Genomic DNA, 15,626 nt, shown 5'->3' with positions numbered 1-15,626 from the left:
TCAAATATAAAGTTCTTTTTTTACTGCGCAAAATAATTGCGTACTACTAATGAAATCTTTGTTGAGGAAATAATACAAGTTGTTTTAAAATAAGATTTAACTAAAAAAAGGAAGTTTGAGTTATTTCCTGCTCCCCATTAATTACGAAGTATTATTTGAACTTTAAAAATAAATTGATAAATATGAGAAATTCAGAATTTGAAATCTATCCTTTTAATGAAGCTTTTTACATTCAAGCTTTATTAACTAAAACACGTTCAATTTTTAATGATATTGAATTATTAAATAAAATTTTTGAAAGTGAATATTATGATTGTCAAAACGATGATGTGATTTTAGATTTGCTTCAAAACATAATTCTCAGTGTAGGAGGTATTTCTCGATTTTTTTGGCCTCCGAATAATCCGAAGAATAAGAATACGGTGGATTATAAGATTAGAGGGCAAAAGCTACGTGAAGTTTATCATGTTAGTGATTCAAGTGTTTTAAAAAATCGAGATATGCGGAATCTTATGGAACATTTTGATGAAAGATTAGATGATTTTTTAAAAGAATTTACACTTGGGATAGTCATGCCAAAATATGTAGGACCAATAACTTATGTAGATGATTCAAGAATATTTTTTAGAGCATACTTTTATGATAAGCAAATTTTTAAGATTTTCAATGTGGAATATGAAATAAAACCAATAATAGCCGAAATTAAGAGAATTCATGAAATTTTATTACTGCAACTAGAGAATGGTGGTCGATTTATATTAAAATAACTTCACACCAATATAAAACCTTTGCATCTATAAACCTTTGGACCTTTGTCCCTTAAAAAGAAAAAATGAAAACACAAATAAACGGTACAGATATAATACAATTAGGATTCCCTGAAGGAAAAACAATCGGAATCGCTTTAAAAATAAACAGTAAAAGACACGGGTTAAAACGTGATGAAATGATAACCAATTTCAAAAACGTTTTGGAAACACCTGAAAATTATATAGGCGATGCTATTTTTAGTAAACTGGCAGTGGCTTTGATCGAAAAAGCAAATGAAAAGCCGGAAGATTTTATCGCTTTAAATCAAAATCCAAATGCTTATGCTTCTTACGGAGCCGAACATATCGAAGATGGAGCCAGAAAACAAATGGAAGTGGCAATGCAATTGTCTGTTACGGTTGCAGGAGCTTTAATGCCGGATGCGCACCAAGGTTACGGATTGCCGATTGGCGGAGTTTTAGCCACTAAAAACGCTATTATTCCGTATGGTGTTGGGGTTGATATTGGCTGTAGAATGGCGTTGTCGGTTTATGATATTTCGGAGGATTTTTACTTTGAAAATGAAGCCAAATTCAAACGGGAGTTAGTAGCACATTCCAAGTTCGGAGCTGGGCATGGTTTCCATGGACAATACAAATCAGATCACCTGGTTTTGGAGAACGATACTTTTAATATGAATCCATTTGTAAAGAACTTAAAAGACAAAGCCTGGTCGCAATTGGGTTCTTCCGGTGGAGGAAATCACTTTGTGGAATTCGGAATTATGGAATTTGCAAAAGACGATTCAGTTTTGAATATCCCAAAAGGAAAATATGTTGCTTTGTTGACGCATTCCGGTTCACGAGGAATGGGTGCCACAATCGCGGGTCATTATACCAAAATTGCCAAAGACGTTTGTAAACTTCCGGAAGTGGCTAAAAACTTAGCGTACTTGGATATGAACTCACAATTAGGTCAGGAATACTGGATGGCGATGAATTTGGCAGGAGATTACGCTTCGGCTTGTCATGAAATTATTCATAACAAAATGAAGAAAGCTTTGGGCGCAGCGATTTTAGCCAAAGTCGAAAATCACCATAATTTTGCCTGGAAAGAAATCTGGAACGGAGAAGAAGTAATCGTGCATAGAAAAGGCGCAACTCCGGCCGGAAAAGGAGTGATGGGAATCATTCCGGGAAGTATGACCGCACCGGGATTTTTAGTGAGAGGAAAAGGCGAGGAGAACTCGATTAATTCGGCTTCACACGGTGCAGGAAGACAAATGAGCCGAACTCAGGCCATAAAAAACATCACGAAAACCGAAATGAAGTCCATACTGAAAGATTACGGAGTAACGCTTATCGGTGCAGGTCTGGACGAAGCACCAATGGCCTATAAAGACATCAATCAGGTGATGGCAGCACAACAGGATTTGGTTGATGTTGTAGCCAAGTTTACACCTAAAATGGTCAGAATGGCGGATGATGGGAGTAGGGAAGATTAGATTTTTAGTCTGAAAGTCCAAAGTCAAAAAAGTCAAAAAGTGGAAGATCAAAGGGTTTTCGCATTTTTATGTCATTTCGACGGAGGAGAAATCTTCGCAAGTAACTCCGCAACGAAAGTCCAAGCTTTGTCGAGCTTCTTACGGAGATTTCTCCTCCGTCGAAATGACAATATTACGCTTAAAAATCTTTGTCCTTTAGTGCCTTAGCGACAAAAAAATAATAATAAATAAAGACTCAAAGAGGAAAACCTATGAACCTCTGCCTCTTTGAGTCTTTGCAACTTAAAAAAAAAAATGAATACATATATAGATATTGGAATTAATTTAACGAATAAACAATTCCAAAACGACATAGATGATGTCGTACAAAACGCTTTAGATGCTGATGTATCGCACATGATCCTCACAGGAACAAGCGTAAGAAACAGTGAAGCCTCATCAGAAATAGCAAAAGAGTATCCCGGAATATTATACGCAACCGCCGGAATTCATCCGCATGATGCGAAAAGTTTTGATGCGCAGAGCATTGCAAAACTGCGGAATTTATTAAAACAAAAACATGTAGTTTCAGTAGGGGAGTGCGGTCTCGATTTTGATCGGGATTTTTCGCCCAGAAATATTCAGGAAACCTGTTACAAAGCACAATTAGAATTGGCAATCGAGGTTCAGAAACCTTTGTTTTTGCATGAAAGAGCGGCTTTTAATAAGTTTATGGAAATTACAAAAGACTATTTGCCACAATTACCAAAAGCGGTCGTACATTGTTTTACCGGAAGTCAGTCCGAGGCCAAAACGTATCTCGATAACGGATTCTATCTTGGTTTTACCGGAGCGATTTCAGACAGTAAACGTTTTGAGCATTTAAAAGAAGTGATTCAGTACGTTCCTCTTGACCGAATGATGATCGAAACCGATGCGCCCTTCATGCTCCCAAAAAACACACCGAATAGTTTGCTGAAAAAATACCACGAACGCCGCTGCGAACCTGCTTTTCTGCCTTTTGTGGCAGCAACTGTTGCGCAGTTTAAAGGGGTTTCGGGAATTACAGTCGCAGAGGAAACAACGAAAAATGCTAGAGGTTTTTTTGGGATTTAGTGTTTTTCTAACAGGTGAGGTCATGAATAAAGTGTCTCATTTTTTTATATCAGGATAGGACAGGAGATGTATATATTTGTTTAATTTGCTTAAAAAAGACCGAATGAAATTTATACTACACAGAACCATAATCCTAAAATCATTTGTTGCCGCACTAGCCATATTGGGAATTAAAAATTTTGTATTCAAAAATCTTTCTCTTTACGGACAGGATTTTCACGATTTGATAGAACTGTCCGATATTACGATTATTTTTACCGGAGCTTTTTTTGTCTTCGGATTATTATTGGCCGCTACCATGACCGATTTTAAGGAAAGTGAAAAAATACCGGGCGAAGTGGCTTCTAATCTCGAAGCGATTAAAGACTGGATTTATCTGGCTTTGAGAGCACCAAGAACAGGAACTTCTGATTTGTGCAGGGAGGAACTAAACAGTGCTTTTTTGCGCGAGGAAATGATTGCGATTACTGATGGTATTATTGCATGGATCTATTCCCATGAAAAAGATTCTAACGTTATCTTTCCCTTAATCCGAAAATCAAATGAGATTGCCTATTATTTTGCCGAAAGAGGTGTCGATAAAGAAGCCATAAAAGGCATACAGGAAAATACGAATGCGATGCGAAAACAGCTCACCCGTGCCTATTCGATTTCGAGAAACAACTTTATCCAGCCGGCTTATACGTTGCTTCAAAGCATTTTGTTTATCGTGATGTCGCTTTTACTGATCAGCAAATTCAAAAGCCCTTCAGCCGATTATCTGGTGACTTCTGCCATTACGTTTTTATTTTGCTATTTGTATTTATTAATTAGCGGTTTAGACGATCCTTTTGATATTCTCAACGGAGATACCAATGTCGATTTGAAACCTATTGATCGATTCAAACAGCGACTGGTTTCGGATTTTTTGGTTTGAAAGCAAGACTACTTTTTGATAGATTCTTTTTACAAAAAATAGAGGAAAAACTTAAGTCTGTGGACGATTTTATTTTTAGCCTTTAAATCAAGTATATTTACTGTGTTTAGAGGCTTTTTGTTTATATATATTTGAAGACAATCATGAAGGAAAGCAAAAAATCAATTGGAAGAAGTAATAATGGATTTTATATTATTTACGGATTACCGTAATCTTGAGAAGATTAATATAATTAAGTTTGAGTAAACTAAGGGAAAATGAAAATAAAGCAAATACAAGTTAAGAATTTTAGATTGCTAGAAGATGTAGTATTAAAGATTGAAGATGATATAACGCTTATCGTTGGAAAAAATAATACAGGAAAAACGTCTTTATTTGAGGCTATAAACATTTTTACAAAAACGCAAGAAATATCCTTTGAAGATTTTTCTCAAAGTTCCTACTTAGTCTTTAGGAGAATAAATAATTTTTTAAATAGAATTAGTAAGTTTTCAATTTCTGAAAAACGAAAAGATACAATTGAAAAAATAATTTTAGGATTAATCCCAAAGGTTCAATTGTATATTGAAGTTGAATATGATATTAAAAGAGATTCATTAATTAATTTAAGTGAGTTTATAACAGACCTAGATGAGAACAGACATGATGCTACTATTTTGATTAGTTATGAAGCACATAATTCTTTAGGGATGTTTAGTTCCTTTGAAAAAAGGGAGAAAAGAGAAATAGAACTGATTTCTTGGCTAAAAGAAAATCTCAAAACTTTTTATCATAGTAAATGCTATGCTATTGATAGAGAATCAAATTTCAAAAAAGATATTGATTTGAGTTTTAAAGCTAAAATTGAAAAAATAATTTCATTTGAAGATATAAAAGCTTCCCGAACATTAGATGATACTAAAACTGATAGAAATAAAACATTAGCAACTGGATTTTCTCATTATTATCGGGAGAGAGATAAAACGAAAGAAGATGTAAAAACACTTGAAGGTACATTAGAAAATGTATCTAACGTTTTAAAGGGTGAGTATGCAAAAGTACTAAAAGAAGTAATTAATGATTTAAATAATTTCGGTGCTGCAACTCCCATAACAATTCCTAAAATAGAGATTGATTCTGAGTTTAATTCTGAATCTGTAATAAAGAATAATATAAAATATTATTATAAGCATGATGGAATAAATCTACCTGAAAGCTACAATGGTTTGGGTTATAGTAATTTAATTTTTATGGTTTTAGAATTGACCAGTTTTATTGAAAGATTTAAAAATTCTAGTGAGGAAAAAAAATCAGAATTTTTAACGATTTTGATAGAAGAACCAGAAGCACATATGCATCCTCAAATGCAACAAATATTTATTAAACAAATTACTAAAAAAATTAATACAGCTAGATCTGAAGGTATTAGTATCCAACTTATAATAACTACTCATTCGTCACATATAATTGCTGAAGCAGGAATAGATTTGAACAAAGGGTTTGATCGAATTCGTTATTTTAATAAAATAGGAGGAAAACTTGAAATTAATGATTTTAATAATTTTAGACATAAAGAAAGTGATAAAGAAACTTTTCGTTTTTTAAAGCAATATCTTAATCTTCACAAATGTGATATCTTCTTTGCAGATAAAGTTATTATGGTTGAAGGCGTAACTGAAAAAATGCTTTTACCTATAATGATCAATAATGTTGCGAACAGTTTGAATAATGAATATATTTCAGTTTTAGAAGTTGGAGGTGCATACACTCAAAAATTTAAAGAACTTTTGCATTTTATTAAAGTAAAGACTTTAATAATAACTGATATAGATTCAGTTGATGATAAAAGAGAGGAATGCAAAACTGATACTGTTAATGCAGAAACATGTAATTCGACTCTAAAAGATTGGATTCCGAAGAAAAATACAATTGATGACTTGAAAAATTGTATTGAAAAAGAAAAGTTTGATACTGAACTAATTAGGGTTGCTTATCAAATGTGTGAAAATAATTGTAATTATCTTGCGAGAAGTTTAGAAGAAGCAATTATAAATAAAAATTTAAGTTTTTTTCAATCAGAATATAAAAAAGATGAATCTATGAAAAAGATAAAATCTTTATTTACGCTGATAGATCAGCATACTTCAGAAAATTTAGCAATAAAAACTCCGTGGGATTTACGTCCCAAAAGTTCATCATCAAAAACTAACTTTTCCTTTGATCTTATGACTTTCGATGAGAAAGAAACTGGTATGCAGTGGGAAACTCCCCTTTATATAAAGGAAGGTTTGGAATGGTTGGCAGGAATGTGTACAATTAAAATAAATATTTAATTATGGGCGCATTTGAACAGATAGTAAAACATATTGAAAACAATAAAAGTTTTGTTTTGGAAGCTGGTGCTGGTTCTGGAAAGACTTATACTCTAATACAGGTTTTAAATTATTTAATCAAAAATAAGGGAGGAGAAGTTCGCTATAATCATCAAAAAATAATTTGTATTACTTATACGAATGTTGCCAAGAATGAAATTATTGAGCGTTTAGAGTATAACCCGTTGGTTTTAGTATCAACTATTCATGAGTTTTTATGGGATTGTATTAAATCATATCAAAAGCAATTAAAAATAGAATTATGTAAGCTAAATGAAATTCGTTATGACGAAAGAATTCTTAAAAAAGCTACTTTAAGCGGTGCTGAATTGGCAAAATTTGATATTAAATACATTATAAATTTATCTGAAAGAATTTTAAATATTGAAGAAATTAAATACGAAGATCCTGCATTTCAGGATTTTGAAAAAGGACTACTGCATCATGATGATATCATTACCCTAGCAAAAATGATGTTCGAAAACAATGTTTTACTGACAAATATTTTAGCACAAAAATATCCTTTTCTATTGGTTGATGAGTATCAGGATACAGCAAAAGAAACAGTAATCAGTTTAATAGATTTTTTATTAGAAAGAAATAAGGGGAAAATTATTTTAGGTTTTTTTGGTGACTCTCATCAAAAAATTTACGATGCTGGAATAGGTGATTTAAAAAAATATTTTGATTCAAAAAATGAATCTGATAAAAAACTTGAATTAGTAAAGAAAGAAGAAAATTATCGTTCATCAATTGAAGTTATTAGATTATTAAATAATTTCAGAAAAAACATTAAACAGGAGCCTCAGACAAAATTAGAAGGATCTGTTAAATTTATATATTGTAAAAATTATCCACGTAAAGAAATAAAAGGTAATAATGGTAGGGTTAAAGATGAAGGTGTTACTGATTATGAAAAACGTATTGAACCATATAAAAACAAAAATTATGATAAAGTTTTAACCAAATTAAAAGAAAAAGAATGGAATTTTGAAGATGATAGTGAAGATAAAATATTAATAATTACAAATAGTAGAGTCGCTAAAAGAGCGAAATTCGAAGCTCTATATCAAATTTTTAGTAGTAGATATGGGCAAAGGACGAAAGATCAATTATTAGATAGAAATCATTCATTAATAAAGCATTTAGTTGGATATGTTGATAAAAAAACATCACAAGAGAGACAGGTTGGAATAGAGCATTTGATATATTTTTGGGAAACAAAAAATTACAATGAGGTGTTTCGATTTCTAAAAAAAAATAGTAGCTTTTTTAATGGAAATATTTTAAAGCACTCGCATAAAATTTTGATTACTAAGATAATAGAGAATTTAATTGAAATTCGTAAAACTAAAACAATAAAAGAAGTTTTTGATTTTATTGAAAATAATAATGTTCTATGGAAATCAACTGGTTTGAATAAGCTTATGGAGAGAATCTCAATTGATTTGACAACTTTAGAAGATGATAGTGAAGATAAAAAAAGAACAGAAAGAGATAAACATTTTGTTCTAAATTTTATGAATTTGCCATATGTAGAAATAATTAATTTTTTTGAGCATAAACAAAATAATACTGTGTTTTCAACAAAGCATAGTACAAAGGGAGAAGAATATAGAAATGTTTTAACTGTAATTGATGATACTGAATTTAAAACAGATTATAATTTTCAAAATTTTTTCAATAACACAGAAGAAAAAGAAGATCGAAAAATTAGAACAAAAAACTTATTTTATGTTGAATGTTCGAGGGCCAAGGAAAATCTTGTTGTTTTAGCTTTGTCTGAAATGTGTGAAACAGCAATAGTTAATGTTAAAAGTTGGTTTGGAGATGAAAATGTAATTAATATTGAAGATCTGTAATAGTAAAAAATCATTATTAAATATCAATCCTATCATAAAAAAACCAGATGTAGAAAAAGCAATTCAAACCCTAATCAAAATAAGAGAAGAACTATATCAACTAAAAAACGGCTGCCTTAAAAAAGGCAGCCGTTTTTTAGTTGGTTCATATTATTCTGATTTATTTAATTTTGACTATATATTTTAGCCCAAGGTCTTTGTACATTTCTTTAATAATCAATCGCAAGGAATTACTCGATATAAAAGCCGGAAACAAAGAATACGATGATTTGCTCGAAATGGCAGATAATTTAATTGCTTCAATCGAAAATCATTATCAAACATCAACGCTGCCGGAAAAACCGGATGAAGGAAAAGTTATTCAAACCCTGATTAAAATTCGGGAAGAATTGTACATCCGTTAAGGTTCATTAAAACCTGTCTTTAGTTGTCTGGGAATCATTTATTTACTAATTTACATGCTCAAATTAAGCTGGTATGAGAATTTTTGTAATCTTATTTTATTGTGTTTTTTCAATGAGCTGCAATGGAAAAGCCAACAATGCTGAAAAAGAAATGCCTTCATTTCAAAAAAAAGAAGCAAAATCTGCAATAGTATCTGACACGCTAAGCAAAACAAAAACAATTCATATTTTTGTGGCACTTTGCGATAACAAATATCAGGGAATTGTACCTGTACCGGCAGGAATTGGGAATGGACAGGACCCAAATACAAACCTGTATTGGGGCTGTGGTTTTGGAATAAAAAGCTACTTTAAAAAAAGCAAGGAGTGGAAATTACTGGAAACCACTAAACCCGGAAATAATATACTGGAAAGACTTGTTTTTAAGAACACTGTAAAATCAAACTATTATCTCGTGGCCGATGCTTATGATGGACAATATATAAAACAATGCACTAAAGATTTTTTGAACAGCAGTTCCGGACAGCGAAAAAGCGTTCTGAAGATCAGTAAAAAAAACATTGGTATTGGTGGTAATGCATCCCTTTTAGGATATATCGGGCACGATGGCTTAATGGATTTTGAGCTTTCTGAAAAATTTGATAATGCAGACGGAAAAGAAAGGGATATTATTGTTTTGGCTTGCTATAGTAAGCGGTTTTTTGCGCCACATCTCAGAGGAGCAAAAGTTAATCCGATTGTTTGGACCAGCAACCTGATGTGTCCGGAAGCCTATACCATTCATGATGCAATTGCAGGGTATATCGCAGGCGAAAACAACGAAAAAATTAGAACAAGAGCTGTAAAAGCATATAATAAATATCAAAAATGTGGCGAAAAAGGCGCCAGGAATTTATTAGTTACAGGATTTTAACTCATTAGATTCCGGCTTAGGCAAAACAGTTTAAAAGGAGTTGAAAATTGCAGAAAAGTATACTTTTAACGCTCAATCACATTCTCAACAGTCTTCAGCCCGCTAAAATCCTCCTCTTTACTCTTCACAAACTTCAGATAAATAAAATATTCAATAAAAGGCAGTATCAGGAAAAGAACAAAAAGCAGCAACTGATGTTTTATAAGATCTTTATAAACATAATTTAAAAACAGATTCTAATTTATGACTCATTTCTAACTGAATGGAATTCTCAATTTTTTTAGGTTCAATCTTATCGAGTTTCGTTAAAAGCAATTTAAATTCCGAATAATTTATTTCTTTGAAAGAAGCGATATCGGCTTTATCGTCAACAACTTTCATTAACCCGTAAATAGTAGCGCTATAAATATCCGCTTCGTATTTTTGGAACAGATAGGCACTGGATGAATTTTTAAAATTATCGACAGCAGCCATTCCGGTATTGTTTTTTTTGATGTATAAATTCATTGCTGAGGTCAGCGATTTACTCATGTTTCCTGATGAATTGGATAATTCCTGAACTACCAGTAAAAAAGCTTTTTTATCTTTTTCTGATGAAAATGTAGAGCCAAGTGTTTTTGCATAAAGGCTGGCTGTCATGTTTTTATTTTCTTTCACCAGAATAGAATGCCCGCCATAAAATAAACCAATCATTCCCGGGAAATAAACACAAATCAATATAATATACGGAATCCAGAGTTTTGCAATCCAATTATAATATTTTTTATCTCTTGTAAAAATGTTTTTCCTGTACAAATACACATTTAACACAATACTGATAATTAAACCTGAAACAACAAATAAAATAGCCCAAAATGTAAGCCAGCCGATGTTTGGTAATATAAAATGTTTTGAAAATCCCCAAACTTCACGCCAGTCAATGGCATCAGTGTAATCTTTCATAGTTTGTTTTTGATGTGCTAAAGTATTAAAAAAATGAATTGCTTCAATATCAAATTTCAGATTTGCCTTACATGAAGCATTATAAGGCAATTAATTTTAAATAAAAAACGGCTGTCTCACAAAGACAGCCGTTTTCGTTGGTTTATATAATTTGGTTCTTAATTGTTGTTACCATATATTTTAGTGTAAAGATCCTTATACATTTCTTTAATGATTTTACGTTTTAATTTTAAAGTAGGAGTAAGCTGTCCGCCATCAATAGACCAGACATCCGGAGTAAGTTCAAAGCGTTTGATCTTTTCCCAATTCCCAAACTTTTCATTGATGCCTTCAATTTCTTCATCAATACGTTTTATGACCTGCTCATTTTTAACGATTTCTTCATTTGTACTGCCTAAAGCAATTTTATGAATTTTAGCCCATTCTTTTACAAATTCAAAATTTGGCTGAATAAAAGCAGCAGGCATTTTCTCGCCATCACCAATCACCATAATCTGTTCAATAAAACGGGATTGTTTCATGGCGTTTTCAATTAACTGCGGCGCAATGTATTTTCCGCCCGAAGTCTTGAACATTTCTTTTTTACGATCGGTAATTTTCAGGAAACCTTCGCTGTCAATTTCACCAATATCTCCTGTATGGAAATAACCGTCTTGTAAAGCTTCGGCTGTTTTTTCAGGGTCTTTAAAGTAACCTAACATTACATTTGGTCCTTTGCAAAGAATTTCGCCGTCCGGAGCAATCTTAACTTCGACATTGCGAATTACTTTTCCGACAGTTCCAATTTTGAAACCTCTATTTCTTTGGTCGTTTACGGCAATTACAGGCGAAGTTTCAGATAAGCCGTAACCTTCCATAACCGGAATTTCGGCAGCAGCAAAAACTCTTGACAAACGGGGTTGTAAAGCGGCACTTCCGGAAACCATCAAATCTAAATTTCCTCCCAAACCTTCTTTCCATTTGCTGAAGATCAATTTTCGGGCAATTTTCAACTGAAACTCATACCAGAAACCATTGGCTCCGTATGGCTCGTATTTTAAACCTAAATCAATAGCCCAGAAAAACAGTTTTTTCTTGATGCCGGTTAATTCGGATCCTTTTGCGTAGATTTTATCGTAAACTTTCTCTAAAAGCCTTGGTACAGCTGTGATTACAGTTGGACGAACTTCTTTTAGATTGTCACTGATTTTTTCAATAGATTCTCCAAAATAAACCGAAACACCATAATATTGATAGATGTACAAAATCATTCTTTCAAAAATATGGCAAATAGGCAAGAAGCTCAAAGCGGTGCTTTTTCCTGCATCAAACGGAATTCTCGGAGCACTGTCCAAAACATTTGATACAATATTTTTATGAGAAAGCATAACACCTTTAGGTCTTCCTGTAGTTCCCGAAGTATAAATAATAGTAGCCAGATCATCTTCTTTTATGCTGTCTTTTCTGGCTTCAACTTCAGACTGATTGCTTTCATCCTCGCCCAAAGTCAATAACTCTGACCAATGTTTGCAGCCAGCAATTTCATTAAAAGAATAGACTTCTTTTAATGTTGGAACATTCGCTTTGATAAGATTCACTTTTCGAAGCACTTCTTCATCAGAAACGAAGCAATACATACTTTCGCTATGGTTCAGTATATATTCATAATCTTCCTCGGAAATGGTTGGATAAATTGGTACATTTTGAGCTCCGGTTTGTAAAATACCAATGTCCATAATATTCCATTCCGTGCGGTTATTTGAAGTTATTAAAGCAATTTTGTCATCTTTTTGAACACCCATGCGCAGCAATGCCCTTGAAATAGCATTGGCTTTAGCAATATAGTCATTGCTGGATGTTTTTTCCCAAACCCCATTTTTTTTGGTAGCTAAGGCAACCTGAAGATTATAAGTTTCTTGTTGATAATAAGGAAAATCAAAAAGGCGTGTGATTAAAACCATTTATATGATATATTGAATTTTACCGCAAATTAAATAAAAAATAGGTAAAATTTTTAATTTTGTAAAATAAAATGGTAAATTTTTGAGTTAATATTTAAATTCAACGAAAACGTTTTCATTCTGGTACTAAATTTTGTCAAATGAATATAAATTTTAATTTGTCAACGGTTTTTAATCGTCATATTCCTTGATCCTTTCTCCCATAAGATACATTTTTTTCTTGTTGAAATGGATGGAGAATTGAGTATGGACCCACCCTTGATTATCGTCTGTTTTATACCAGAATGTATACGAAGCACTATTGAAGCCTGCTTTAAAAATTGGAACCCCTTCTTCTGAGCATTCAATTCCCCATACTATGTTTTTTTTGGCTAGATCGTCATGCTGGAAAACTCCTGTTCCGTCCGGATTTAATAAAATAGTAGGCTCCTTTTTTCCTTCAGAAAAATAAATTCCGGTAACAGGATAACCAATAGTAATCGTAATAAAATGATTGTTGGCTTTATAAGTAATTTCTTCAACTTTAACTTGTGCATGTAATTTTGTAACACCTAGAAAAAGTGTAAGCAGGAATAGGTTTAAAAATTTCATTATGTGCAGGTTTATGGGTTGGGTTTAATAAATAATCGGGCGTTATTTTGTCTGCGAATATAGTTTAAATTGTAAAATGTATTCTAACTTATTAAAACCTTTTTGTATTTTTTTTATTAAAAAACAGCTGATATACCTGAAATTTTTCCGGAGATAATCTTGATTTTTTTAATTTTGACTTTTTAAAACCGGATCGTTTTAGAGGTAATTTTGAGTCTGTCTTGTTTAATGAATACTTTACAGATAAAATAAATATGTTTCTCTTTAAATGGTCATACATTTGCAATACTAAAAAGCAATATTTGTTGTTATATAGAAAAAAGAAAATATGAAGAATTTTTGGATTTTGTTTTTAATAAGCGCAATGGGCTTTGCGCAGGAATTTAATAAAGTAGATGCCAAAGGGAAAAAAGAAGGTCTTTGGAAAGGTACTTATGAAGTTTCTAAACGACCTCGTTATGAAGGTACATTTAGTCATGGTAAAGAAACCGGGATTTTCAAATTTTTTGATGATACTAAAAAAGGAGATGTTGTAGCAACACGCGATTTTAGTGCTAATGATGGAAGTGCCTATACGATTTTTTATGACCAAAAGAAAAATAAGGTAAGTGAAGGCAAAGTAATTGGGAAAAATTACGAAGGGGAATGGAAGTATTACCACAAAGCTTCTATTGTTGTAATGACAATAGAAAACTATAAAAACGGAAAATTAGAAGGACCAAGAACGGTATACTATCCAAATAGTAAAGTTGCAGAGGAGATGACGTATAAAAATGGTCTGAAAGACGGAATCTATAAAAAAACAGCAGTGAACGGAACGCTGTTAGAGCAGTCAACATACAAAAATAATGAGTATAATGGCGATGCTGTTTTTTATGATTCAGACGGAACTGTTGCCTCTAAAGGGAAATTCTTAAATGGAAAGAAAGTAGGAATGTGGCAATTTTTTACCAAAGGAAAATTGATTAAAGAGGTGAATATGAGTGACCCAAAAAGCAATTACCAAGCTGATTCCAAACCTAAGATGGAATAATTTTTCTTTAATCCTCATCAATTTAAAAAGCAATAGGTTTTATCTACTACAGGATTATATAAACTAATCAAAAGCCATATAATTATCTAAAATATGGTTTACCTTTGCACCCTTATAAAAATATAAAGGAGTTAAAATGAAACGTGTAGTTGTTGGACTTTCCGGAGGAGTAGATTCTAGTGTTGCTGCTTATTTATTGCAACAGCAAGGTTACGAGGTTATTGGCCTTTTTATGAAAAACTGGCATGATGATTCGGTTACTATTTCTAATGAATGTCCTTGGTTAGAAGATAGTAATGACGCATTATTAGTAGCTGAAAAACTCGGAATACCGTTTCAGACCGTTGATTTAAGTGAAGAATACAAAGAAAAAATCGTTGATTATATGTTCAGCGAATATGAAAAGGGGAGAACTCCAAATCCTGACGTACTTTGTAATCGTGAAATCAAATTTGATGTTTTTATGAAAATTGCCTTAAGCCTTGGTGCCGATTTTGTGGCAACAGGACATTATTGCCAAAAAAGTGAAATCGAAGTTGACGGTAAAACTATCTATCAATTGATTGCCGGCGCAGATAACAACAAAGATCAATCGTACTTTTTATGCCAGTTGTCGCAAGAGCAATTGGCAAAATCATTGTTTCCGATCGGTGCTTTGACAAAACCGGAAGTTCGTGAAATTGCTGCCGAAATGGATTTGGTTACTGCCGAAAAGAAAGATTCTCAAGGATTATGTTTTATTGGAAAAGTACGTTTGCCGGAATTTTTACAACAAAAATTACAGCCTAAAGAAGGAAAGATTGTTCAGATTGATAAAAACGATCCAATTTATACTATTGAAAAACCTGTTAGTCTTTCTCTGGAAGAAGAACTAAAATTAGAAGCTCAAAAACTTGATTATTTTCCAACAATGGGAAAAGTTGTAGGGAAACATCAGGGAGCTCATTATTTTACAATCGGACAACGAAAAGGGCTAAATGTAGGCGGCACAACAGATCCGTTATTTATTATTGCCACGAATGTTGAAACCAATACGATTTATACAGGATTAACAAGCCAGCATCCCGGACTGTTTAAAAAGGCGTTATTTATAGAAAAGTCCGAAGTACACTGGATTCGTACCGACATCGCTTTGAAAGTAGGGGAAAGTATGGAGGTAATGGCGAGAATTCGTTATCGCCAGCCTTTGGAAAAAGCAACCTTATATCAATTTGTAAGTGGAATGTACATTCGTTTTGATAAGCCGCAATCTGCTATAACCGAAGGTCAGTTTGCTGCCTGGTATTTCGATAATGAATTAGTTGGTTCGGGAGTAATTTCATAGC

The 15,626-nt window shown here is 32.5% G+C and carries 13 protein-coding genes; 10 read left to right on the top strand and 3 right to left on the bottom strand.

The genetic code is table 11. The annotated features are described in order from the left end of the window. The first annotated feature begins 182 nt into the window (after window positions 1-182). The 8 genes from ACEN92_RS08510 (at window position 183) to ACEN92_RS08475 (ending at window position 9,795) form a co-directional block, all read left to right on the top strand. Entirely contained in the window at window positions 183-767 is a 585-nt protein-coding gene (locus tag ACEN92_RS08510) for a hypothetical protein (protein ID WP_495641941.1), read from the top strand. A gap of 65 nt (window positions 768-832) precedes the next feature. Continuing rightward, on the top strand, window positions 833-2,254 hold the full coding sequence (locus tag ACEN92_RS08505; RefSeq protein WP_495641940.1) for an RtcB family protein: 1,422 nt from the start codon (window positions 833-835) through the stop codon (window positions 2,252-2,254). A gap of 294 nt (window positions 2,255-2,548) precedes the next feature. Then, entirely contained in the window at window positions 2,549-3,349 is an 801-nt protein-coding gene (locus ACEN92_RS08500) for a TatD family hydrolase (RefSeq protein ID WP_495641939.1), read from the top strand. A gap of 103 nt (window positions 3,350-3,452) precedes the next feature. Beyond that, the gene (locus ACEN92_RS08495; RefSeq protein WP_495641938.1) at window positions 3,453-4,265 is read left to right on the top strand and encodes a hypothetical protein; all 813 of its coding nucleotides are present in this window, start codon (window positions 3,453-3,455) and stop codon (window positions 4,263-4,265) included. Window positions 4,266-4,522: 257 nt separating this feature from the next. Next, window positions 4,523-6,577, top strand: a complete 2,055-nt coding sequence (locus ACEN92_RS08490) for an AAA family ATPase (RefSeq protein ID WP_495641937.1) — start codon at window positions 4,523-4,525, stop codon at window positions 6,575-6,577. Between the two features lie 2 nt (window positions 6,578-6,579). Next, on the top strand, window positions 6,580-8,478 hold the full coding sequence (locus ACEN92_RS08485; RefSeq protein WP_495641936.1) for a UvrD-helicase domain-containing protein: 1,899 nt from the start codon (window positions 6,580-6,582) through the stop codon (window positions 8,476-8,478). Window positions 8,479-8,675: 197 nt separating this feature from the next. Further along, window positions 8,676-8,882: a hypothetical protein gene (locus tag ACEN92_RS08480; protein ID WP_495641935.1), complete on the top strand. Its 207-nt coding sequence runs from the start codon at window positions 8,676-8,678 to the stop codon at window positions 8,880-8,882. A 73-nt stretch (window positions 8,883-8,955) separates the two neighbouring features. Then, a complete protein-coding gene (locus tag ACEN92_RS08475) occupies window positions 8,956-9,795 on the top strand; it encodes a hypothetical protein (RefSeq protein WP_495641934.1) in 840 nt (279 codons plus the stop codon). Between the two features lie 210 nt (window positions 9,796-10,005). Here the strand turns inward: ACEN92_RS08475 and ACEN92_RS08470 are convergent, their stop codons facing one another. The 3 genes from ACEN92_RS08470 to ACEN92_RS08460 form a co-directional block, all read right to left on the bottom strand. After that, window positions 10,006-10,737, bottom strand: a complete 732-nt coding sequence (locus ACEN92_RS08470; RefSeq protein ID WP_495641933.1) for a hypothetical protein — start codon at window positions 10,735-10,737, stop codon at window positions 10,006-10,008. 158 nt (window positions 10,738-10,895) lie between these two features. Next, window positions 10,896-12,677, bottom strand: a complete 1,782-nt coding sequence (locus tag ACEN92_RS08465) for an AMP-dependent synthetase/ligase (protein ID WP_495641932.1) — start codon at window positions 12,675-12,677, stop codon at window positions 10,896-10,898. A 171-nt stretch (window positions 12,678-12,848) separates the two neighbouring features. Continuing rightward, window positions 12,849-13,268 (bottom strand): hypothetical protein, encoded by a 420-nt coding sequence (locus ACEN92_RS08460; protein ID WP_495641931.1) that lies wholly within the window; start codon window positions 13,266-13,268, stop codon window positions 12,849-12,851. 328 nt (window positions 13,269-13,596) lie between these two features. Here ACEN92_RS08460 and ACEN92_RS08455 point away from each other — a divergent pair, with 328 nt between their 5' ends. After that, window positions 13,597-14,301, top strand: a complete 705-nt coding sequence (locus ACEN92_RS08455) for a toxin-antitoxin system YwqK family antitoxin (protein ID WP_495641930.1) — start codon at window positions 13,597-13,599, stop codon at window positions 14,299-14,301. A 136-nt stretch (window positions 14,302-14,437) separates the two neighbouring features. Continuing rightward, the gene (gene mnmA / locus ACEN92_RS08450) at window positions 14,438-15,625 is read left to right on the top strand and encodes a tRNA 2-thiouridine(34) synthase MnmA (protein ID WP_495641929.1); all 1,188 of its coding nucleotides are present in this window, start codon (window positions 14,438-14,440) and stop codon (window positions 15,623-15,625) included. Window position 15,626: the final 1 nt, after the last annotated feature.

This window comes from Flavobacterium sp. Flavsp81, from assembly GCF_059491325.1.
The sequence above is the reverse complement of the archived record's forward strand: the minus strand, read 5'-3'. Positions and strand labels throughout refer to the sequence as shown.